Annotated in this window: 23 protein-coding genes and 1 rRNA gene; 3 read left to right on the forward strand and 21 right to left on the reverse strand. The window is 42.1% G+C overall.

The genetic code is table 11. The annotated features are described in order from the left end of the window. A 16S ribosomal RNA gene (locus tag M3234_RS28310) occupies positions 1–313 on the reverse strand; the annotation flags it as partial. Between the two features lie 386 nt (positions 314–699). Between M3234_RS28310 and M3234_RS29450 the strand changes: the two genes are divergently transcribed. Next, positions 700–834, forward strand: a complete 135-nt coding sequence (locus tag M3234_RS29450; RefSeq protein WP_285858854.1) for a hypothetical protein — start codon at positions 700–702, stop codon at positions 832–834. A gap of 40 nt (positions 835–874) precedes the next feature. Here the strand turns inward: M3234_RS29450 and M3234_RS28315 are convergent, their stop codons facing one another. The 4 genes from M3234_RS28315 to M3234_RS28330 form a co-directional block, all read right to left on the reverse strand. Then, positions 875–1627 (reverse strand): exodeoxyribonuclease III, encoded by a 753-nt coding sequence (locus M3234_RS28315; protein ID WP_262307870.1) that lies wholly within the window; start codon positions 1625–1627, stop codon positions 875–877. 96 nt (positions 1628–1723) lie between these two features. Further along, the gene (locus tag M3234_RS28320; protein ID WP_262307871.1) at positions 1724–2512 is read right to left on the reverse strand and encodes a divergent polysaccharide deacetylase family protein; all 789 of its coding nucleotides are present in this window, start codon (positions 2510–2512) and stop codon (positions 1724–1726) included. A 109-nt stretch (positions 2513–2621) separates the two neighbouring features. Continuing rightward, a complete protein-coding gene (locus M3234_RS28325) occupies positions 2622–3062 on the reverse strand; it encodes a peptidylprolyl isomerase (RefSeq protein WP_262307872.1) in 441 nt (146 codons plus the stop codon). Between the two features lie 238 nt (positions 3063–3300). Beyond that, on the reverse strand, positions 3301–3753 hold the full coding sequence (locus M3234_RS28330; protein WP_262307873.1) for a CBO0543 family protein: 453 nt from the start codon (positions 3751–3753) through the stop codon (positions 3301–3303). Between the two features lie 359 nt (positions 3754–4112). On the opposite strand from M3234_RS28330, the gene shc reads away from it, so the two are divergent. Beyond that, the gene (shc, locus tag M3234_RS28340) at positions 4113–5975 is read left to right on the forward strand and encodes a squalene--hopene cyclase (protein ID WP_262307874.1); all 1863 of its coding nucleotides are present in this window, start codon (positions 4113–4115) and stop codon (positions 5973–5975) included. Positions 5976–6012: 37 nt separating this feature from the next. Here the strand turns inward: shc and M3234_RS28345 are convergent, their stop codons facing one another. From M3234_RS28345 to M3234_RS28420, 16 genes are all read right to left on the reverse strand, one after another. Continuing rightward, positions 6013–6519 carry a mismatch-specific DNA-glycosylase gene (locus M3234_RS28345; RefSeq protein ID WP_262307875.1) on the reverse strand — a complete coding sequence of 169 codons (507 nt, stop codon included), beginning with the start codon at positions 6517–6519 and terminating at the stop codon, positions 6013–6015. A gap of 150 nt (positions 6520–6669) precedes the next feature. Further along, entirely contained in the window at positions 6670–6921 is a 252-nt protein-coding gene (locus tag M3234_RS28350) for a hypothetical protein (protein WP_262307876.1), read from the reverse strand. Continuing rightward, the gene (locus M3234_RS28355) at positions 6914–7435 is read right to left on the reverse strand and encodes a response regulator transcription factor (protein ID WP_262307877.1); all 522 of its coding nucleotides are present in this window, start codon (positions 7433–7435) and stop codon (positions 6914–6916) included. The genes M3234_RS28350 and M3234_RS28355 overlap by 8 nt, the downstream gene beginning before the upstream one ends. A 115-nt stretch (positions 7436–7550) precedes the next feature. Continuing rightward, positions 7551–8135: a YitT family protein gene (locus M3234_RS28360; RefSeq protein ID WP_262307878.1), complete on the reverse strand. Its 585-nt coding sequence runs from the start codon at positions 8133–8135 to the stop codon at positions 7551–7553. Positions 8136–8385: 250 nt separating this feature from the next. Continuing rightward, complete coding sequence (locus M3234_RS28365; protein ID WP_262307879.1) at positions 8386–8799, reverse strand: hypothetical protein; 414 nt, start codon at positions 8797–8799, stop codon at positions 8386–8388. Between the two features lie 53 nt (positions 8800–8852). Then, positions 8853–10109, reverse strand: coding sequence for a S1C family serine protease (locus M3234_RS28370; RefSeq protein ID WP_396954005.1), 1257 nt, complete (start codon positions 10107–10109; stop codon positions 8853–8855). Positions 10110–10269: 160 nt separating this feature from the next. Beyond that, positions 10270–11694: a sensor histidine kinase gene (locus tag M3234_RS28375; protein WP_262307880.1), complete on the reverse strand. Its 1425-nt coding sequence runs from the start codon at positions 11692–11694 to the stop codon at positions 10270–10272. Further along, the gene (locus tag M3234_RS28380) at positions 11672–12367 is read right to left on the reverse strand and encodes a winged helix-turn-helix domain-containing protein (RefSeq protein WP_262307891.1); all 696 of its coding nucleotides are present in this window, start codon (positions 12365–12367) and stop codon (positions 11672–11674) included. The genes M3234_RS28375 and M3234_RS28380 overlap by 23 nt, the downstream gene beginning before the upstream one ends. A gap of 170 nt (positions 12368–12537) precedes the next feature. After that, positions 12538–13533: a phosphotriesterase family protein gene (locus tag M3234_RS28385; RefSeq protein WP_262307881.1), complete on the reverse strand. Its 996-nt coding sequence runs from the start codon at positions 13531–13533 to the stop codon at positions 12538–12540. 54 nt (positions 13534–13587) lie between these two features. Further along, positions 13588–14367: an enoyl-CoA hydratase/isomerase family protein gene (locus M3234_RS28390; protein ID WP_262307882.1), complete on the reverse strand. Its 780-nt coding sequence runs from the start codon at positions 14365–14367 to the stop codon at positions 13588–13590. A gap of 44 nt (positions 14368–14411) precedes the next feature. Beyond that, positions 14412–15182 carry an SDR family NAD(P)-dependent oxidoreductase gene (locus M3234_RS28395; protein ID WP_262307883.1) on the reverse strand — a complete coding sequence of 257 codons (771 nt, stop codon included), beginning with the start codon at positions 15180–15182 and terminating at the stop codon, positions 14412–14414. A 40-nt stretch (positions 15183–15222) separates the two neighbouring features. Beyond that, positions 15223–16299 carry a phosphotransferase family protein gene (locus tag M3234_RS28400; RefSeq protein ID WP_262307884.1) on the reverse strand — a complete coding sequence of 359 codons (1077 nt, stop codon included), beginning with the start codon at positions 16297–16299 and terminating at the stop codon, positions 15223–15225. 188 nt (positions 16300–16487) lie between these two features. Then, positions 16488–17054, reverse strand: coding sequence for a TetR/AcrR family transcriptional regulator (locus M3234_RS28405; RefSeq protein WP_262307885.1), 567 nt, complete (start codon positions 17052–17054; stop codon positions 16488–16490). Positions 17055–17162: 108 nt separating this feature from the next. Continuing rightward, entirely contained in the window at positions 17163–18773 is a 1611-nt protein-coding gene (locus M3234_RS28410) for a long-chain-fatty-acid--CoA ligase (protein ID WP_262307886.1), read from the reverse strand. 329 nt (positions 18774–19102) lie between these two features. Continuing rightward, positions 19103–19297, reverse strand: a complete 195-nt coding sequence (locus tag M3234_RS28415) for a hypothetical protein (protein WP_262307887.1) — start codon at positions 19295–19297, stop codon at positions 19103–19105. Between the two features lie 179 nt (positions 19298–19476). Continuing rightward, on the reverse strand, positions 19477–20013 hold the full coding sequence (locus M3234_RS28420) for a helix-turn-helix domain-containing protein (protein ID WP_262307888.1): 537 nt from the start codon (positions 20011–20013) through the stop codon (positions 19477–19479). A gap of 182 nt (positions 20014–20195) precedes the next feature. On the opposite strand from M3234_RS28420, the gene M3234_RS28425 reads away from it, so the two are divergent. Next, positions 20196–21077 (forward strand): VanW family protein, encoded by an 882-nt coding sequence (locus M3234_RS28425; RefSeq protein WP_262307889.1) that lies wholly within the window; start codon positions 20196–20198, stop codon positions 21075–21077. Positions 21078–21301: the final 224 nt, after the last annotated feature.

The following is a 21301-nucleotide window of genomic DNA, read 5'->3' on the forward strand; positions in this document are numbered from 1 at the left end:
ATCACCCTCTCAGGTCGGCTACGCATCGTCGCCTTGGTGAGCCGTTACCTCACCAACTAGCTAATGCGCCGCGGGCCCATCTGTAAGTGTCAGCCGAAACCGACTTTCAGCTTACCGACATGTGTCGATAAGAATGATCCGGTATTAGCACCGGTTTCCCGGTGTTATCCCAGTCTTACAGGCAGGTTGCCCACGTGTTACTCACCCGTCCGCCGCTAACCAGCGGGACTTGCGTCCCAGTGATTCGCTCGACTTGCATGTATTAGGCACGCCGCCAGCGTTCGTCCTGAGCCAGGATCAAACTCTCCAAAAAAGATGAGTTGATTAGCTCATAAAGTTACGTTGGCTCATGTTCTTTTTATATAGAAGAAACATGATGTTTTTTATTGTTGACGTTTTTGTTTGTTTAGTTTTCAAAGAACAATCATTTCGCCGTCTACTAATCTATCAAGCAACGACTTTATTATATTAACATAGTGTCGATATTTTGTCAACTGCCTTTCAGCAATTCATTCTTCATAAAGAAGAACTACTCACTTCGCACCAGCGACATAAACTATATTACTCCCCATTACAATATTCGTCAATCGCAACTTTTTAACATAACTAGTTCTTTTTGGTTAGGTATAGGTTTAGATTCTTACTTATAGGAAAAAATAATCTAGAACTTTTTTTCTTTTAAAAAGGAGCTGAAAGAAGATGAATTTTAATCAAGGTAAAAAGAAGGAAGAGGAATTGGTTAAACCAAGCAACCAAGAGCAAATGGAAAATGCAGTTGATGATAATCAAACAACTGAATTCGATGAGATGGGAACTGCACTTAATGAGATTTAATAACAAAAACCCTTTGCGCGGCAAAGGGTTTTTGTTAATTTCATTCCATTTCCAGTACAACTGGACAATGATCGCTGCCCATTATATCGCAATGGATATCAGCATTCTTTATCCTATCACGCAAACTCTCGGATACAATAAAATAATCGATCCGCCAGCCAATGTTCCGTTCTCGAACCTTGTTCATGTAGCTCCACCAGGTGTAGGCGCCCTCCTTGTCCGGATAAAAATGGCGGTAGGTGTCGATAAATCCGGAGGCAAGAAGTGTCGTCATCTTTCCACGCTCCTCATCGGTAAAGCCGGAATTGCCTACATTTGATTTATGATTTCTCAGGTCAATTTCTTTATGGGCGACATTCAAGTCCCCACAAAGCACAACCGGTTTTACCGCATCTAACTCTTGAAGATAATGAAGGATCCGGTCTTCCCACTCCAGACGGTAGCCCAACCTTGCCAAATCCCGTTGCGAATTTGGTGTATAAACATTAATCAAGTAAAAGTCTGCAAACTCCAGAGTTAGAATTCTTCCTTCATGTTCCGATTCGTCCGTTCCTAGCCCATACCTGACTGAGAGTGGCTCTATCTTAGTGAAAACAGCTGTACCGGAGTAGCCTTTCTTTACGGCATAATTCCAGTATTGATAATATCCGTCCAGTGCAAGATTGATTTGCCCCTCTTGGAGCTTTGTTTCCTGGACACAGAATATGTCTGCATCTACCTCATGAAAATAATCTAAAAAACCTTTACTGACACAGGCCCTCAGCCCGTTCACATTCCAAGAAACCAGTCTCATTATAATTGCTCTCTCCCTTGAATGCAGTTTATATCTATCTAATAGAAGTTATTCTAACAGTTGAGACAATGTATTAAAAGCAATTTACAGCCAGGTTTATTTGGGAATAAAATTCTTTTCGATCATTTGGCTTCCAAACAGCTTTGAAACCGGAACGATTTTGATTTTCCGCTCTTTAAATTCATCCATCGATTGAAAGACACCTACCGAACAAATTTTGCCTGTTGCCCCAACATGACCAATGGCAATTCCTTTTCCCGTATATTCAGTGATTTTGGCCAGTCGCCTCATTTGTTTTCGAACATGAGCAGAAGAGGATATATCATCAAGGAATACGTCACGTTTTAAAAGAGGAACACCCAGTTCTTTTGCAATTTCCGGGAATTTCGATTTAGAACTTGTGCCACTGTCGATGATATAAAAATTTTTTTCCTTTGCAACCTCAACAATAGCCCGAACTACTTTTTCGCTTTCAACAGCACGTGAGCCCATATGATTATTAAGCCCGACGGCATATGGAACCGTTTCTATTGCCTCGAGCACTCTCTCCCGAACTTCTTCTGGTGAAAGGGCAACCGTGATTGGCTTCGGTCCAAGCCAAGAACGTTTTCCTTTTTTCGGTTCCATCGGCAGATGCACCATAACCTCCAAGCCATTTTTATGGGCCCATTCTGCGTGTTTAATGGAGTTTTCTGTAAATGGCATGACAGCAGCAGTGATGGGGATTTCACCTTCGAGAAAATCCCGGACCCCGCCAATTCCACCGCCAAAATCATCAATAATAATTGATGCTTGGAGATTTTTTGGTTGTGATTCTTTAGCAAACGCACTTGAATGAAACATTAGAACAAGACATGGAATGAGGACTGCAGCACACCTATTCATAAAAATAACCTCCAAATTTCTTTTTGAAGGTATTTTTCCCTATGTTTCATAGGCTATTACAAGGAATAACTCCATAAAAAAAGAGAGCCTTAGAAGCCCTCTTCCATTATTATTCTGCATCAAAAACTTTTACTTCAACCATCTTATCGCCATTTCTCATGTTTTTCGCAGTTTCCAAGCCGGAAGTTACCTGACCAAAAACTGTGTGAACTCCATCTAAATGAGGCTGGGATTCATGTACGATAAAGAATTGGCTTCCGCCAGTATCTCTGCCTGCATGTGCCATAGATAGTGAACCTGGAACATGTTTGTGAGGGTTTCCTGCAGTTTCACACTTGATTGTGTAACCGGGACCGCCCATGCCTGTTCCCGTCGGATCCCCGCCTTGTGAAACGAATCCTGGAATAACTCTGTGGAAAATGACCCCATCATAGAAGCCTGAATTTGCCAATTTTTCAAAGTTTTCAACAGTTCCCGGTGCTTCGTTAGCGAATAAATCAAATTCGATTTTTTCGCCGTTTTCCATCAATATGTATCCTTTTTTAGCCATTTACAACACTCCTTATGTAAAAAATCATATTAATCATACACTTTTCGAAACAGAAAAGAAAGTCTGGCACATTTGCCCATTTATATTTCTCCTGTCCCTGTGTTACACTATACTCACCCCTTCCGAACATTTCGCTTGTTGCGGGACACTTAACCACTGTACGGACGGAAGGGGTACCTGGTGCCAACCCGTTGGCATCACAAAAAGCCGAGACAACGATGTCTCGGCTTTCTTTATGTTACTGGACCATTTTTTCAAGGGAGCGATAAAAACGATATATAACCGTCCAGAACAAAAGATATCCAAAAAACGTATAAATATGCTGCCACTGTTCGGAATGGCGGAACAGTCCAAGTTCTTCGGCTAATTTTTCCCCAATCGGCATTAGCAGGCTAACGAACAAAATAATTCCAATCCTTCCCCATTTCTCTACTTGTAAGATCAAATGCAAAATCAACACTACAAAAATGGGCAGGACAATACAAGTAAAGCCAATATTAATTGAAAACACCTCGGGCAGCGCCCTGACCGGAAATTCATACATGCCGCGCGTAACAAAAAAATGGTCAAGCAACGTACCGAGGATTACGGCCACAACCGCAACCACTAAATACCGCTTATTCCAAAAAGTTAATCGTTTGTTTTGCAAGGGCGGCAACTTCGAGCTGTTCAAGTGTTTTACAGTATTCATTTCTAATCTCCCCATTAATATTTTCCAAATCATCCGCCAAATAATAGACAACCTTCATCATTAAATAGATGTGGCCAGTAATCCTTTCTTGAGCCGGTATGAGGATGCGCCTTGGCCCAAGCAACGACCTGACTTAGCAAATCTTTATTGTTGAACAAGACAAAATATACCATTTTCCAAGTAAAATTCGTACAGTGGTTCCTTTTAATTTTCGTTTTAATTCGTCGCGAATTTGGCCGAGCGGAGTTTGTTTTCGATTCCTCACAAAAAAAATGGCGGATTCCCTCCCTTACGCATGGTCGATGGATACTGGGAATATGTATAGCCTAGGAAAAGTTTTCCGAGAGGAGCGAAGTATAATGGATATTAATCAAGGAATGGATTGGCTGATCGAGCGGCTTAGAGCGGAACAATCTTCCGACGGCTCTTGGGATTACCCATTTGATACAGGCATTTCAACAGATGCCTATATGATCATTTTATTAAGGACTTTGGAGATACATGATGAAGAATTAATTCAAGGTCTTTGCAAACGAATTTTAAGCAAGCAGGAGAAAAACGGGGCATGGAAGCTATTTTACGACGAGGGTGAAGGGAATGTTACGGCAACTTTAGAAGCATATTACGCCCTTTTGTTCTCTGGGAACTATTCAAAAAGTGATCCTCGTCTACAATCGGCAAAAAAGTTTATTTTGGCAGGCGGCGGCTTAAAGGAAGTCGGCACCTATACGAAAATCATGCTCGCCCTGACCGGTCAATATAAGTGGCCTACCTTTTCCCCGCTGCCGATTGAAGTGATTCTCCTGCCGGAAATCTTCCCGATAAATTTCTATTCCTTCTCCGTATTTGGGAGAGCCAATTTGACACCGATTATGATTCTGTCTGCGAAAAAGTTTTCAATAAAAACAAAGAAAACTCCAGATATATCAGAATTAAATCTCCATCGCGACGAGGATGACCAGTGGATTCGCTCTAATGAATGGCGGTCGTTATTATCCTTTATTGAAGACGGAGTAAAAAGTTTAATCGGAATTCCGGGTGAGCTGCGCAAAACTGCGATTGACCGCGCAAAAAAATACATGCTCGATCGAATAGAACCTGATGGCACTTTCTTAAGCTACTATAGCTCTACGTTTTTAATGATTTTTGCCCTACTTGCATTGGGGTATAAAAAGTCGGACCCAATTATTACAAAAGTGGTAGATGGGATTAAATCTATGAAATGCGAAATTGCGGGTCTTCCACATATACAATATACTACGGCAAATGTATGGAATACTTCACTCATTAGCTATGCCTTACAAACGGCAGGGGTTCCGTTTGACGATCCGATGGTTGAAAAGGCAAACCGTTTTTTACTAAAGAAGCAGCATGACAAATTCGGCGATTGGGTTATCCATAATCCCAATAGCCTGCCTGGTGGCTGGGGGTTTTCTAACGTAAACACAATCAACCCTGATGTCGATGATACCACTGCCTCGTTAAGATCAATCGCAAAAATGGAGCCCCCAGCGGAAACGGCTTGGGAACGGGGAACAAACTGGGCGTTTTCCATGCAAAATGATGATGGCGGCTGGCCGGCGTTTGAAAGGGAAACGGAATCAAAGCTGCTTGAATTTCTCCCGCTGGAAAAAGGGGAATTCTTGCTGATGGACCCGTCATGTGCCGACCTGACCGGTAGAACACTTGAATTTTTCGGACATTATACGAATCTGCCAAATAGTCACACTGTGATTAAAAAAGGAATCGACTGGTTAAGAAAGGATCAAAGACGAGATGGTTCCTGGTATGGGCGCTGGGGGCTTTGTTATACGTACGGAACATGGGCCGCCGTTACAGGTTTGTCCGCTGTCGGGGTTGCACCAAACGATCCCACTGTCCAAATGGCAGTTTCCTGGTTCCGCAGCATTCAAAACCGCGATGGCGGCTGGGGCGAATCGTGTCTTAGCGATACGAAAAAGCGATACGTTCCGCTTAGCAGCAGCACTTTGACACATACTGCCTGGGCACTTGACACATTGATTGCAGTATCTGAAAAGCCTACAGCAGAAATACGTAAGGGCCTGGCCTACTTATTGGCTTCACTCGAAAAAGATGATTGGACGACTGACTATCCAAAAGGCCAAGGAATGGGCGGAGCGTTTTATATTCACTACCATAGCTACCGTTATATCTTCCCGCTTCTCGCATTGGCACATTATCAAAAAAAGTTTGGTTCATAACCCAAAACATCGACGGTATCCTTAACCGTCGATGTTTTTATTCAGAAGTCAGCTGTGACAGCCCCCGATAAATCTCTACCATTTCTTCGAGCCTCATTCTGACCAATCCGCTTGAAGACGGGGCCACGAAGTCAACCGTTCCCGGTACGACCGCCTCCTCCTGGATCCCCCATGGCGCTTCCTTTTTTCCGCTGAATTGCAGGTAAACTCCTTTGCCGACATAACAAACAATTTTCGGCTTTATTACGGCTATCTTTTGTTTTAATATCTCTCTTCCTTCACGATACTCTTCTTTCGTAATTTCATCGGCAGCTTTTGTTGGCCTCGCGACAATATTAGTAATACCATATCCCAATTCCAACAGGAGATCGTCCTCCGCTGCCGCAAACTTTCGTGGTGTAAGCCCAGCCTCAAAAAGAATCCGCCAAAACCGGTTATTCGGATTGGCAAAATGATGACCTGTTTCACTTGAACGGATGCTCGGATTAAACCCGACAAATAGAATATGCAAATGTTCCTTGATACGGTCCGGGACCAAATTCATAATTTTCTTCCTTCCAGCATGGGATATTTTTTAGCTAATAAGAAATTCAACTACGCCTCTGTCTTCGTCCTAACGGACTCGCCAATCAGCGAGTTTTCATTTATTTTATCATATTCTTTTCAGTTTTTTTCAGAGTGACCGTCTAAACTTCTAATTAAGAAAAGGAAAGGGAGGATTAATGGTGCGGTTCGGTTCAAAGTGCAGCTCATGATGGTCATCTTCATAAAGTTCTTCCACTAAATCTTCTTTTTCTTTATTTAAATAAGCTTTTAATTCCTCAACATTTTTATCGATTATTTCATATGAAATAATCACATAAAGTATGGCTATGAACGAGATTAACAGACACACCAATGATAATGTGTAGATCATAGTCAGCCTGGTTTTTACTTTGTTAAACATGGCTTTTTCTCACTTTGTATCCGATACCGCGGACATTTTGGATAAACGACTGACGGCCGGGGAGGTCAATTTTTTTCCGCACTAATTTGACCAGGGCGTCAAGGGCGTTATCCGATACCTCGCAATCATAGCCCCATAATTTCTCAAACAGGATTTCCCTTGTCACGATTTGATTGGCATTACGCATTAATACCTCAACCATCTGATATTCTTTTTTTGTCAAATCGATGACGGAACCATTTCGTTGCAATTCATTAGTGTTTAAATCGAGGGTAAATTCTTGCATCGCAATAACGTTTTCTTGTAGAGGCTTTGCTTTTCTGCGGCTTATTGCGCGAATTCGGGCTAATAGCTGATCAAATTCAAAGGGTTTAACTATATAGTCATCTGCCCCTGAATCCAATCCAGTAATAATGTCATGATTGGCATCTTTTGCCGTTACGAAAAGAATGCCGCTTTCAATGCCTTTGTCGCGAAGCCGCTTACAGACCGTTAATCCGTTTTCTCCGGGCATCGTCTTCTGCCAATAAAATATTCATCATGATCACTCTTTTCCAAAAAGTCCCTCATACTATTATCATAGCAAGCTTTTCTGAAAAAAAAGTAAAAAAATCGTGAACATAACGGACTCATCCGGAGATTGTCTTACTGCCTTTAAAGGAAGTAATCGTACTTACTAGAAGACCGATGATAGAAATGATTAATAAGGAATAAAGCAGCTTGGCGTCTTGAAGCAGCAGCAATCCAGTTATGATGATGACCGCATCCATGACAAGACCTACCACGCCTACATTTATACCTGACCATTTTGCTGTTAGGAGTGCCAGCAAATCCATCCCCCCGGGGCTGATTTGATTCTTTAGCATGATGCCTACCCCAAGCCCAATGATTATAGCCCCGATAATGACACTGCTCATAATCGGCAAGTGAACTAAGCCATTTAATGGCAGCCAGATTTCAAGCATCAAACCAGTGATAACAGCCCCAAACAAACCGTCGAAAAAATAAGCGGGATTGCTCTTGGAGGCATATAGATAAACAGGTATATTTAAGAAAATGAACGTGATTCCCGCCTTTAACCCCCATAAATAATTGAGCAGCAGACTGATCCCAAAAAATCCGCCATTAATTAAATGGTACGGGAGAATAAACCCGTTGATTCCAATCCCAATCATGGTGCTGCCGAAGCCAATCACAGCCAGTTTTTTCAACATCCAACCATCCCTTGTCCAATTCCTTTTACTAAAACAATATGTACGGAACTGGGACTTCATTCGAATCATACCAAAACAAAAAAGAGCCGATGATTCGACTCCTGGAATTAAAACGTTGAATAAACATTTTCACATTCTTCAGCAGATGGCTCATAGACACCTCCTGCTTCGCTGCCTAATATCCAATTCGGAAGGTAGTGGGTGTTGACAGAATGCCGAAATAGGAACCCACGGTATGTATTTGGTACTGTTAATGGAGATATTTTTTATTGTCTCCAAACTTGCGCCGGTAAACAAACCGTCTCAAGTCACCATCCTTTAGATTCCCGTCATAAATCAAAAAAAGCAATGATGTAAACTCCGGATAACGCTCATTGACAAAAAGGGCGAACTTTTTTCGCTCGCCCATTAACTTTTTCTTAAATTCTTCTTTCGCGACAATATCATCTAACTGCAGCCGGCAGTATGCCAACGTATCCTCCCATTTACTTATCCGCGTTTCAAGGATATCCCTGGCGTAACTGGGCAGCTTCTCAACCACTAAATCAATATAGCCTTGGGACCACATCAACATCTTATCTTTTTCCGGCAGCTCCAGCACCATATTCATTAGTGTTAACTCATCTGCCTCTTCACTGGATGCATATCTGCCAACCCGATTCATATTGCTCACCCCGGAATTTATCTTGGGGTTATTTTACCTCTTAATAGGAATTATTATTTTTCCGTTAACTTCACATTTAAGGTGATGGTTTTGCCATCTCGGTAAACACCCAGTTTTAGTTCATCACCGGTCTTTGCCTTCGTATATAAATATTTCCTCAAATCAGATGAATTGGCAATTTCCGTTCCATTCATCGAGACAATAATATCATTAACCTGCAAACCTGCACTAGCGGCGGATGAATTTGGATCGATGTTCATAACCATAACGCCTTTTGAGATGTTTTCCGGCACACCCTGCCAATACATTTCTGACACTTGGTTGAGGTCAGCTAACCCAACTCCCAAATATGGACGTTCAATTTTTCCATTGTTAATCAATTGATTAACAATTGGGATAAGATCATTGCTTGGAATCGCAAAACCAAGACCCTCTACACCGCTCTCAGAAATTTTCAAACTATTGATGCCGATTACCTGTCCTTGCGGATTTATTAATGCACCACCGCTATTACCCGGGTTGATTGCGGCATCTGTCTGAATCACATTTGTTTCCCAGTCCCCTGCAGATGTTGAAACGGGAATGCTCCGATTTGTCGCACTGACAATCCCTTGGGTAACCGTCCGAGATAGGTTAAGGCCGAGCGGGTTCCCAATGGCGTATACTTGATCCCCCGGTCGAAGTGTCGACGAATCACCGAATTGTGCTTTTGAGGTAACATATTTGGCATCGATTTTGATAACAGCCAAGTCTGTTAAAGCATCAGTACCGACCACTTCCGCTGTTGTCTTCTCCCCGTTATACAAAGATACCTCAAGCTTCGTCGCCCCTTCGATAACGTGATTATTGGTTACAATAAAAGCACTGTCATTATTTTTTTGAAAAATAACCCCGGAACCTGTGCCACTTTCGACAGATTCTTGTGAAGAATTATATGATCGAAAATAATTGTTATTTTGCTGCTGAAAGTTGACAATACCGACAATTGCTTTTGATATTTGCTCGACAGTATCGGCAATCGAACCAGTGGAAACAGCAGTAGCCTTTGCTGTCACCGGCTTTACTGTGTTGTTGGTGCTCCTAGTTTGTCCAGAACCGCCTTGTGCCTGATTCGGGTATAACTTATCCAGGTAATCAGTATGCGGCAGAACCCCCAGAGTCAATGCCGAACCGATTATCCCTGCGGCCAGCATAGATGCAAATCCTTTTACATATTGTCTCTTGGGCTTTCTCCTCTGCTCCATTTCCCTGACTTCCTTTTTAAGCGACTCCCCTTCAACATATAACTCATCATCCTCGCGAAAATCCACGTTAATCGCGCTCCTTTAAATGGCTAATTTCTTACTTGTCTCTACTTTATCTGACAAATTTTAAGAAATTATTAACAAACTTTAACAGCTTATGTAAGGAATCATGAAAATTTGTCAATGAAAAAACAGCTGCAGGCAATCCCCTGCAGCTGTCAAACGACTATTTTGGAAAGCGGATCACAAATTTCGTTCCTTTCCCCTTTTCGCTAAAGACATTAATATCCCCGTTATGGAGAAGCACCAATTGCTTTACAATGGAAAGGCCCAGACCAAATTCACCATAGGGGTTGCTGGTGCGGGAAATGTCCGCCTTATAAAACCGGCGCCATATTTTTTCGACCTCGCCCGGATCGATACCGATTCCTGTATCTTCCACTTCCAAAATGACCATATCTTTCTCTTCACGTCCCCGCAGCCATATCGTACCCTCATTTGTAAATTGGATACTATTTTTCGTTATATTAATCAAGATTTGGACAAGGCGGTCATAATCTGCCTCAACGTATAGCTCTTCCGGCGCTTCGACAATAATTTGATTTTGCTTCTCTTCTGCCTGAAAGCTTAATTGCTCCTGAATGATTTCCAAGACTTCCTGGACTTGAATTTCCTCTTTAAATAACTGGATTTGATTGGAGCGGATTTTTTCATAGTCAAGGTTTTCATTGACGAGGCGAATCAACCGCCTTGCCTCCTGACTGACAAGATTAATACCGCGCTCCTTATCTTCGTCTGATATCATGTTGTTTTTTAATCCTTCGATGACTCCGCTGATGGTGGTTAACGGCGTGCGCATCTCATGGGAAACATCGGCCATAAACTGCCGTCTTCTGTTTTCCAAGCTTTCAATTTCCTCCATGGATTTGTTAATTTTATCGACCATGTGGTTGAAGTCATTGGCCAGTTCACCAATTTCATCAAAATTGGAGGAATGCACTTTTACGTCATAATTTCCCGTGGACACTTGGGATGTGGCTTCACGCAGCCTTTTTATCCGATAGACGTGGATTCTTGACAGCACAGTACTTTGAAAAAAGGAAACAGCCAAGCCGATTAAAATCGTATATAATAAAAACTTATTGATTTGTTTAATCATTTCCACAGAGCCGCTAATCGGGGAAGTCAATAACACCCCGCCATAAAACCGGCCATTGTCGAGATAAGGCAGGACTACAAAGGTTACCCCGTCCTGGTCAAACGCTTTATAATCACTATTGACAATAACCGTCTTGCCATTTTTCAGTTGATTCCATTGCTTGTCATCCAATCCTTCAAGTACTGGCCCCTTCTTTCCGACCAAATATATTTTCCCGTTTCGGTCAAACATGCTGAAGCTCATTTTTCTTGCTGCCAAAACAGAACTGTATTGTTTTAAAATCTGGTCAGTTGCCAACGGATTTTCTTGCATATCTGCAAGAATCGCTGCCCCAAAGTCGATTAATTCATCCGCTTTATTTTCATAAACCAAGTTTTCAACATAATGGGCGAAAATCAGACTCAATAATAAAAATGCAACGATGATGACACTAATATGACTAATAAATTGTTGGAAAAAGTAGCGAACCTTAATCTGCTTTGGCTGTGTCATCGAACTTGTACCCTACTCCCCAAACAGTATGGAAGAAAGGCTGCGCCGACGTTTCCACCTTTTTTCGCAGCCGTTTGATATGAACGTCAACAGTCCGTTCATCCCCGTAAAACTGATAGCCCCACACCCGTTCCAGCAATTGCTCCCTTGAGAAAACCTGGCGCGGATGCTCTACCATAAAAAACAGCAAATCAAACTCTTTCGGAGTTAAATTCGTAACCGGCTGCCCGTCCACCACTACTTCCCTTGTCGTTTTGTTTACTTGAAAATGATCAGTATGAACGATGCCATCCTGTTCTTTTGGCGATTGGGTTTGGAACCGTCTGGTGACCGCTTTAATTCGTGCCATCAGCGTCAACGGACTGAACGGCTTGGTCACATAATCGTCAGCTCCCATTTCCAGTCCGAGAACCTGATCGGATTCACTGTCCTTGGCAGTCAACATGATGATTGGAACGTTAATCTTTTCTTCTCGAACTTTGCGGCAAATCGTCACCCCGTCCATACCCGGCAGCATCCAGTCGACAATTGTGGCATCCCAATTTCCTGTTTTAATCCGGTTATATCCTAACAGTCCGTCATGGACGAATTCACCTTGTATTCCTTCTTTGGCAAAGAACATCTCAATCATTTGACAAACACTTTTATTATCTTCAATCACTAAAATTTTCACCATTTCTCAACTCCCGCTAAAAAACGTCCTACTATTAGTGTAAACAAAATTGGGCCCTTGGCAAACCATCTGGCCCATTCTTCTCTATAAATTAATACTTTGTTCATAGTTTATTAATATATTTATAAAAAAAAAGAGGCCATGAAAAGAATCAAGACCTCTTTACAAAACTATTTTACTTTCGCCGGTTCTCCGGCAAATAGGCCGACCGCGTTGCCGCCGAGCATTTTATCGATTTGGGTTTCGGTCACGCCCTGTTCACGCAGTTTTGGCAATATATTTTCAAAGACATTTCCAGGATGCCAATTTTCAACTAATTTCGCCACTAGTTCATTCATTACAGGAGGACGCCCGAGCCAGACATTGACAGTATCATGGGCAAGTAAAATTTGATCTTCATATCCTTGCTGGATTAAGGATAATAATGTCGCCACGCGTTCATGGTCAAAGGGAGCACCAACGGACCCTTGCAGCCCAAAACGGTCAAAGGCAATCCGAACGCCTTGCTCCAATACTGCCTTGTGATAATCAGGGTCAGTGTTGCCACACATATGGCCAATAATAATTTTACTTGGATCTGCCCCAAGCTCAATCAGCATTTTCGCCTGTTCAGGCCCCATTGTCCCTTCCTGGGTATGGGTTAAAATGACGGTGCCGGTTTCTTGCTGGACTCGTGCTGCAGCCCGGAAAAACATTTTCTCATATCTGGTAATCTGATCTTTACTGGAAGCAAGTTTTATAACCCCTGGTTTAATTCCTGTTCCTGCGATTCCCTTAGTAATTTCAGTTTTAAACATTTCATAAATATCTTCTTCAGCAGTACCAAGGCCTGCCCTGAACCTAAAGTAAGGTGCTGCTCCCTCTCCTTCAAAATAATAGCCAGATGCACAAATAATTTGCAGACCTGTAGCTTCGGAGACTTTTTTCAAAAATAACGGATCCCTGCCACACTCGTTAGGGGTTGGGTCGACAACAGTCCGAACTCCGAAGCTTTGCATGAGCCTTGCAGCAGCGATTGCTGCCTCCAATGCCTCTTCTTCGTTAAAAGCCCCCAGTGTCACATCTCCTTGAAAACCCGGGTATCCAAAAATAAAGTGTTCGTGAATAAGTGTCTTTCCTAACTGGTCTACTGCGATAGGACCTGTTACAGTTTCAACTGTTTTCATCGATTGGTTCACCCTTTCTACTCCGTAAACTAGACTGCTTTCATCTGCCCATTTCTATTTCCCTTTAAATACTGGCTTTCTCTTTTCTTTAAATGCAGTAATTCCTTCCTTATGATCCGCTGTATCTACCATAATCACTTGGGTAAGGCGCTCCTGCTCAAGGATTTCTTCCAATGAAGAGGTCAATGCCTTATTAACCAGTTTTTTCTGCATGCCATATGCCTTGCCTGCACCTTGAGCCAATTGGAGAGCAAACTTTGTCGTTTCTTCCTGAAGTTTTTCCAATGGAACTAAATAGTTAATTACCCCTAATTGGTAAAGACGTTCCGCTGGTATTGCCTCTGCAGTGAAAAGGAATTGCTTTGCTAAATGCGGCCCAACAAGTTGCGGAAGGAAGTAGGATCCGCCCCCATCTGATACCAGCCCCACTTTCGAAAAGCTAAGGGCAAATTTGCTGTCCTCTGCGGCAATGATTAAATCACAGGCAAGCGCCAAATTAAAGCCTGCTCCGGCAGCAAACCCATGAACAGCAGCAATAATCGGCTTTTCAACTTCTTTCATTAGCAAAATCAATTCATTGAGCTTGCCAATATGCTCATATACCTGAACCCCTTTGGCCTGGCCCATTCCTTTGACATCTCCGCCAGCACTAAAAGATCGTCCAGCACCTGATAATACGATGACCTGGACATCGTCATCGTTTTGCGCATTTCTCAACGCATCCTTTAATCCCAAAATCATTTCCGGACTGAATGCATTCAGGCTTTCCGGACGGTTTAATTGCAGTGATAAAATCGGTCCCAGCTTTTCTACCAATAAATGTTCATTTGCCATAAAAAATTCCCCTTTTCCTTTTAAAATAGCAATCTGATAAAAAACTATTTAATGAGCCAGCCGCCATCTACCAGCAAATCGGAACCGGTCATATAGGAGGCTTCGGGTGATGCTGCAAATGCGACGACATTGGCAATCTCTTCAGGTGTTCCGACTCTTTGCAGCACGGTATTTCTTTGAATCGCCCGCACAAATCGGTCATTTTGCAGACCCTGTTCGGTTAGCGGGGTCTCAACAAAACCGGGTGAGACTGAGTTCACACGGATTCCATACTTCGATAAGGCCAACGCCAGTGATCTCGTAAAATTGATAACCGCCGCCTTGGCGGCACTGTAATGCGGTATTTCAGCACCGGCCTGATGCCCGGAAAGAGAAGCGACATTGACGATGGCGCGGTTACGCTCCTCTCGCTCAGCACCGGCAGCCATAATTTTCCCTATAGCCTGCGACACGAGGAACACGCTTTTCAAGTTGACATTCTGGACATAGTCCCAGTCAGACTCTGACATTTCCAAAATTTTGTTATGCCTGGAACCCCCGGCATTATTCACAAGCACATGGAGGTCACCATAATGCTGTTCAATATACTCCGCCAATTCTCCGACATCTTCGGCATCTGTACAGTCGGCCACGAATATTTCTGCCATGGGAATTTTACTCTTACGATTGATTTCAGCCGCGGTCTCCTCAAGCTTCGACTTTGTTCTTCCAACTAAAATTACCTTTGCGCCTTCACTCGCAAGTCTTATCGCAACTGCCTGGCCAATCCCGCTTCCGGCCCCGGTTACTAACGCAACGGTCTGTTGAAACCTCATCCCAATCACCTCACATTTGAAAAAATACTTTGACTTCTTGCTATACCCTGTCGTGGGCGACTATCGTCGCGTGTTTAATTAATCCCTTAACAAAATTGTTCAAATTCGCAAATCTTTGATCGTTCGTTTGCCCCTTCTTGTAACGGTAATAGATTTGCTGGCAAATAACAGCCAGTTTGAAATAGGCAAAGGTTAAATAAAAATGCAAATTCGAAACATCCCTGCCGCTTTTTTTGGCATAACGCTCGATAAATTCCTTTCTCGTGTAAAACCCCTCATGTACCGCCGTAACCGGATCCTTCCCCAAACCCTTTTTTAACATCTCGGAATCATTCGGCAAATTCCAGTAACTTAATGCAGCCCCAATGTCTGCAAGCGGATCACCTACAGTCGTCATTTCCCAATCAAACAACCCGACCATATCGGTAAAGTCCTCATTCAACATTGCATTATTCAACTTAAAGTCATAATGGATTACCGCTGCTTCTGTATGCTTCGGGTAATGCTCGACAAGCCATTCCATTAAGGCGTCCACTTCAGAAATTTCATCCGTTTTTGCCCGATTATATCGGCCTATCCAGCCATGGACCTGCCTTTCGATAAACCCTTCAGGCTTGCTTAGTTGTGTCAAACCGGTTCTCTTATAATCGATAGCATGTAGCTCTGCCAATTTATCCACCATAATTTCCGATATTTGCCTGCAAAGCTCAGGTGTCACCTTGACTCCTTCCGGAAAGGACGTGTCAAGGACGACGCCATGTTTTCTTTCCATAATAAAGAAAGGGCTCCCAACAATCTCGAGATTATCGGAATATACATATGGCTTAGGGGCGGCAGGAAAAATAGGATTTAGCTCCGAAAGAATTCTGAATTCCCTTTCCATGTCATGTGCTTTAGGAGCAACCGGCCCTAGTGGAGGACGTCTTAAAACGGCCTCCCAATCGCCCATTCTTATTTGATAAGTTAAATTTGAATGCCCGGCGGAAAATTGTAAAATCTCCAGGGAACTATTTGGTAAATTGTCGATGCTGCTTCGCAAGAACTTTTCCAAAATTGTCAGGTTCAACTCTTCCCCTTTTCGAACAGGTATTGTATCCTTGTTCATTTGATGAGGCATGTCTGCTCTCCTCTCCTTAATTCAAAAAATTCAGTCTCTTTAGACCGGCTTTTCTTTAAAAATAATGCTTGCCACGAAGTTTTTATGTCCATAACTAGAAGAAATTGCAAATTTAATACTAACCGGTTGGTATGTTATGTTGTAAAAGCAGGGAGTTCTCAAAAAATTCCCCTGCTTTAAATTTTTCGTCAACCAAGCTGAATTCCCTGCAAAATCATATCGACAAATAACTCCGCTACCTCACGATCCGAGACACTTCCGTCCGGTTTAAACCACTGATAACTCCAATTCGTGATCCCCAATATTCCAAAGGTAATGATGCCTGGATTCAAATCAGGGCGAAATTCCCCGCTCTCCATGCCTGCCTTAATTAATTCCTCGAGATTAAATCGGAACTGGTCACGTTTAGGGTCAATCATTGCAAAGTGCTCATCACTTAAATTCTTCATTTCACGGAAAAATATTTTGGCCGCGGACCCGCGCAATTTAATATCGGAAATCAACATATAAACGATGTCAAATAACTTCTCTTTATATGTCTTTGTATGGTCATTTAAAATCTCTTCTTGTTGGACAAGCAAGCCTTCAATGTACCCCAGATGGATATCCATCAACAGCTCCTCTTTACTTGAAAAATAGTAATAGAAGGTACCCTTTGTTACGCCAAGGGAATCCACAATATCCTGTATTGATGTTTCGCTGAATCCCTTTTTTTCAAATAAGCGGATGCTTTGTCCTGTTATTTTCTCTTTCACCCTAATGCCCTCGCATTCTGAAAAATGTCTAGTGGACATTATACCATATAATTTTCGCTCCTTAATATCCAATAAGTGAAACTTTCAGGTATTCTTTATCCTTCTGGTCTATTTTTTTACCGATTCTTCTCTAAGTGCCCGACGAAGTATTTTTCCGACACCCGTTTTTGGCAGCTCGCTGCGGAACTCAATAATGCGCGGGACTTTATATGCAGACATATTTTCTCTGCAATATTTGATCATCTCCTCTGCCGTGGCCGTTTTGCCTGCTTTTAGGACAATGACCGCCTTTATGTCCTCTCCGCGATATGGGTCTGGAACACCGATTACCACCGCTTCTTGAACGGAAGGATGTTCATATAATACCTCCTCCACATCACGCGGATAAACATTGAAACCACTGGCTATGATCATATCTTTTTTTCGGTCGACGATATATAAATACCCGTCTTCGTCGACTTTAGCAATATCACCTGTGTATAACCAACCATCCCTTAACGTATTAGCGGTTTCCTCCGGCATATTCCAATAGCCCTTCATAATTTGCGGTCCTTTAATGATCACTTCCCCTAGTTCGCCAACACGGACTTCCTCCGTTCCAGTAGCCAAGTCGACAATCTTATACTCGGTGGATGGCATGCCAATTCCGACACTGCCAGGTTTTCTGTCCGCAAACGGAGGGTTGCAATGTGTGGTAGGGGATGCCTCGGATAAACCGTACCCCTCCAAAATTTTCGCCCCTGTTTTTCCTTCAAACTCGCGCATCAGTTCAACAGGCATCGGTGCACTGCCGCTGTTGCAAATACGGATAGAATTTAATCCATACTCCTCTGCGCGCGGATGGTTGGTTAGTGCCACATACATAGTTGGAACTCCTGGGAAGGTAGTAGGCTGTTCCTGTTTGATTGTATTTAATACTTCCTCCAAATCAAAACGCGGGAGCAGGATGTTTTCAGCGGCCGTATAAATAGACAGGTTCATACCAGAAGTCATCCCGAAGACATGGAATAATGGAATGACTGTTAGTGCCCGTTCCTTACCTATCTCAAACTCACCGCTAAAAAATTCATATGATTGGATTACGTTTGCCAAAATATTACGATGTGTCAACATCGCGCCTTTTGAACGTCCTGTCGTGCCGCCAGTATATTGAAGAACGGCTACATCATGTTCCGGTTCAAATTCGACAGGAACGACATTTCCGTTTCCTTCGCTAAGGAAGGCCTCAAAGCTTCGGTCAGGGGTGAACTCCTGACCCGATGGCTGCAGACTGGCAACAATGACATTTTTCACATTTGTTAAGGCTTGAACTGCCTTCGCCCTTGGGTAAAGTGCGTCAAAAACGACGATGGTTTCAGCACCCGAATCCTTTAAGATATATTCAAGCTCCCGCTCAACCAGCATCGGGCTTAGCTGGGTAACAATGGCACCCGCCTGAAGGATCCCGTAATAAGCAATGACATATTGCGGACAGTTAGGGAGCATCATGGCCACCCGGTCCCCTTTTTGAACTCCAATTTGCTGCAAAGCCGAGGAAAATGCTAGTGAGAGTTTATATAATTCCTGATAACTCATTTTCCTTCCGTAAAAAGAGAGGGCATTGTTATCCGGAAATTTCTCCGTTGTTTCTCTAAGGATTTGCTGCAATGGAATATTCGGAATATCAACTTCTTTTTTTATCCTTTCTGGATACTTCGCCAGCCATGCTTTTTCTGTCATGCCTTTTCCCTCCAATAGTAAAATATATTACTAATCCGGACTTAGAATGGTAAGCCGCTGCCATTAATATGGGAGATCTTCCTAGTAATCTTCAGTTTTTTCCATTCCCCCTCGACTATTAATCTATCGCGTTTGTACACGCTTACATTAGTTTGATATTTGGCAACCGGTGCCCTGATGTCTTTTCGCTATACTAACCGGTTAGTATGTAATAATTACCATTATACAATTTCATATAGTGTAATTCAAACTTTTTTCTAAAAATTCTAAATTATTTTAGAGCTTATCGCAACAAAAAATAAGCTGAGATGTTTTTAATCCCAGCCGTTTTAATATCTTCTGTTCATTTTTTTCTGCTTGTTCATCAAATCAAAGGACTTTTCTATAATATCCGTTAGGACATCACCTTTATAGATTCTCCCTAGTTTCAGGCCCTGCTGATAATACTCGACAATTTGGTCAAGTTTTTCAGCTGTTTCCTTTGAAATCCTTACATTTAACTGGATCCTCTCATTATGTTCCAAACAAAACACTCCCATTTGACTGTTAGCTTCCTGCTAGCAATTTACTAGTTTTTTGTTATCTATTGCTAATATAGCATATTTCTACATATTTTTCACATTCCTAACAAAAAAATAAGAGTACTAAACTAGCACTCTTATACTGTCTTTTTCAAATGCTTATATTTTCCTTCTCCCCCGCGTCATTCCTTTTCCTCAGGAATCATAATTGTTGCCACCGTTCTTTTTCTTCTGCCTTTTTCCGGCTTGTTTTGTGCTGCTTTGGCATATACCATCCGCAAATCATTAATAAATTCAACAAATTCCTCGTCAGTTAGGAATAGGGACGTTTGCCGAAAGCTGACCCCATCGGCCAGTAGGTCGATTTGCTCCTTGCTTAAATAACGTTCATATTCCCCCATTAGATTAGCAATAAATTTAATAAAAAATCCCATATGTTCTTCCTTGGACATTTTATTCATTTCATCGGGACTAATTGTCAAAAGATTTGGGTCATGAACGGAATACACCTTCTCCACTGTTCCGCGGATGGGAATTTCATCTACAACATGAATAACCTCGGATTCAACTAATTTTTTAATATTTCTATACAGAGATGCCTGCGGGATATCAGGAAGCATCTCCTTCATTTGCTGCGAAGTTAGCTGCTGATTAATTAAGTTTTGAATAATTCTCATTCTTACCGGATGTAAAATGACATCGACTTTAGATTCCTTCATAATTATTAGCTCCTGTCAATCATTATCATTATCAATAATGATAATATTATAAAAGTAGACTTTTGTAAAGTCTTATTCCATCTATTTATTATTTTTTCAAATGTTTCCTAAAAAATTCATCCCTTTTCACTACATGAAATGGAATTTTTATACCGATATTAAAATGAGGAGGTTACCGGGATATGTTTATATCGGTTATTACAAGTATTTTACTGATGGCTTCGCCTGTTCATCCATCCGACAGCTTATCGATTACGCGGGATGGGACAACCATAACCAAAATCAATCAAATGGATTTTTTTTATCCATATACAGACCTGCCAATCATGAACACGGAAATTTATACAAAGTTTCTTGATCAGCTTGATAATCGAGTTTCTCTTTTGCCGGTCAATGCCCGTTTGGACCAACATGGAAATATTATACCTGAACAGGTTGGCTATAAGATCAATCGCAATGTCCTGACCGGAAGAATTTACGAATTTTACTTTAATAAGCAGCCAGCTAGTATAGAACTACCGATGTCACCAGTCTATCCAAAGGTTGATAGCGAACTGCTCAGTGAAATCCGTACCATGCGTATAGGACGTTATGTTACATCATTTAATCCAAGTAATAAAAATCGCTCCACCAATATTAAAATTGCCGCAGAAGCAATCGATAATTACGTTGTGTTTCCAGGAGAGACCTTTTCGTTTAACAGGGTAGTCGGGAAACGAACAAAGGAACGCGGCTATTTACGTGCTAAAGTTATTGTCAGGGGAGAATATGCCGAGGATATAGGCGGAGGCATCTGCCAGGTATCTTCTACTCTTTTCAATGCGGTTGATAACGCCGGGTTAGAGATTGTGGAACGGTTCTCTCACAGCAAGAAAGTGTCCTATATTCCGCCGGGAAGAGATGCAACTGTAAGTTGGTACGGCCCCGATTTTGTATTTAAAAATACATATAATCAGCCTGTGTTAATCCGTGCAAGAACATTGGGCGGTATATTGATCATTAAAATATTTTCTTCTGAAAGCGCTAATTATAGACCAAAAAAAATTCCGACCCTACCATATTAAAAAGTCCGCTTTGCAGCGGACTCAGGCTGTCGAGAAACTTTCGACAGCCTTTATTTTATATAACTACTTTAACAATTCACCGCGTTAATTTTTTATAATGATATTAATCAAAAACTATTCGATATGTCTGTTGATTTGCGCTCCAGGCACTTCGCTTTCCGCGGGCGTGCCTGGGAGCCTCCTGATATGAACGAAACTGTCAAGGCCCCAACTCCACCCCTAGG

Source organism: Neobacillus niacini, assembly GCF_023715785.1.
Classification (GTDB): domain Bacteria; phylum Bacillota; class Bacilli; order Bacillales; family Cytobacillaceae; genus Neobacillus; species Neobacillus niacini_E.

Excerpts from the sequence above, each read along its gene's own strand:
- M3234_RS28385 (WP_262307881.1), bottom strand. The coding sequence starts at position 13,533 with ATGAAAACAGTTGAAACTGTAACAGGTCCTATCGCAGTAGACCAGTTA.
- M3234_RS28375 (WP_262307880.1), bottom strand. The coding sequence starts at position 11,694 with ATGACACAGCCAAAGCAGATTAAGGTTCGCTACTTTTTCCAACAATTT.
- shc (WP_262307874.1), top strand. The coding sequence starts at position 4,113 with ATGGATATTAATCAAGGAATGGATTGGCTGATCGAGCGGCTTAGAGCG.
- M3234_RS28360 (WP_262307878.1), bottom strand. The coding sequence starts at position 8,135 with ATGTTGAAAAAACTGGCTGTGATTGGCTTCGGCAGCACCATGATTGGG.
- M3234_RS28320 (WP_262307871.1), bottom strand. The coding sequence starts at position 2,512 with ATGAATAGGTGTGCTGCAGTCCTCATTCCATGTCTTGTTCTAATGTTT.
- M3234_RS28420 (WP_262307888.1), bottom strand. The coding sequence starts at position 20,013 with ATGAAGGAATCTAAAGTCGATGTCATTTTACATCCGGTAAGAATGAGA.
- M3234_RS28390 (WP_262307882.1), bottom strand. The coding sequence starts at position 14,367 with ATGGCAAATGAACATTTATTGGTAGAAAAGCTGGGACCGATTTTATCA.
- M3234_RS28345 (WP_262307875.1), bottom strand. The coding sequence starts at position 6,519 with ATGAATTTGGTCCCGGACCGTATCAAGGAACATTTGCATATTCTATTT.
- M3234_RS28315 (WP_262307870.1), bottom strand. The coding sequence starts at position 1,627 with ATGAGACTGGTTTCTTGGAATGTGAACGGGCTGAGGGCCTGTGTCAGT.
- M3234_RS28395 (WP_262307883.1), bottom strand. The coding sequence starts at position 15,182 with ATGAGGTTTCAACAGACCGTTGCGTTAGTAACCGGGGCCGGAAGCGGG.
- M3234_RS29450 (WP_285858854.1), top strand. The coding sequence starts at position 700 with ATGAATTTTAATCAAGGTAAAAAGAAGGAAGAGGAATTGGTTAAACCA.
- M3234_RS28350 (WP_262307876.1), bottom strand. The coding sequence starts at position 6,921 with ATGTTTAACAAAGTAAAAACCAGGCTGACTATGATCTACACATTATCA.
- M3234_RS28325 (WP_262307872.1), bottom strand. The coding sequence starts at position 3,062 with ATGGCTAAAAAAGGATACATATTGATGGAAAACGGCGAAAAAATCGAA.
- M3234_RS28425 (WP_262307889.1), top strand. The coding sequence starts at position 20,196 with ATGTTTATATCGGTTATTACAAGTATTTTACTGATGGCTTCGCCTGTT.
- M3234_RS28400 (WP_262307884.1), bottom strand. The coding sequence starts at position 16,299 with ATGCCTCATCAAATGAACAAGGATACAATACCTGTTCGAAAAGGGGAA.
- M3234_RS28365 (WP_262307879.1), bottom strand. The coding sequence starts at position 8,799 with ATGAATCGGGTTGGCAGATATGCATCCAGTGAAGAGGCAGATGAGTTA.
- M3234_RS28330 (WP_262307873.1), bottom strand. The coding sequence starts at position 3,753 with ATGAATACTGTAAAACACTTGAACAGCTCGAAGTTGCCGCCCTTGCAA.
- M3234_RS28410 (WP_262307886.1), bottom strand. The coding sequence starts at position 18,773 with ATGACAGAAAAAGCATGGCTGGCGAAGTATCCAGAAAGGATAAAAAAA.
- M3234_RS28355 (WP_262307877.1), bottom strand. The coding sequence starts at position 7,435 with ATGCCCGGAGAAAACGGATTAACGGTCTGTAAGCGGCTTCGCGACAAA.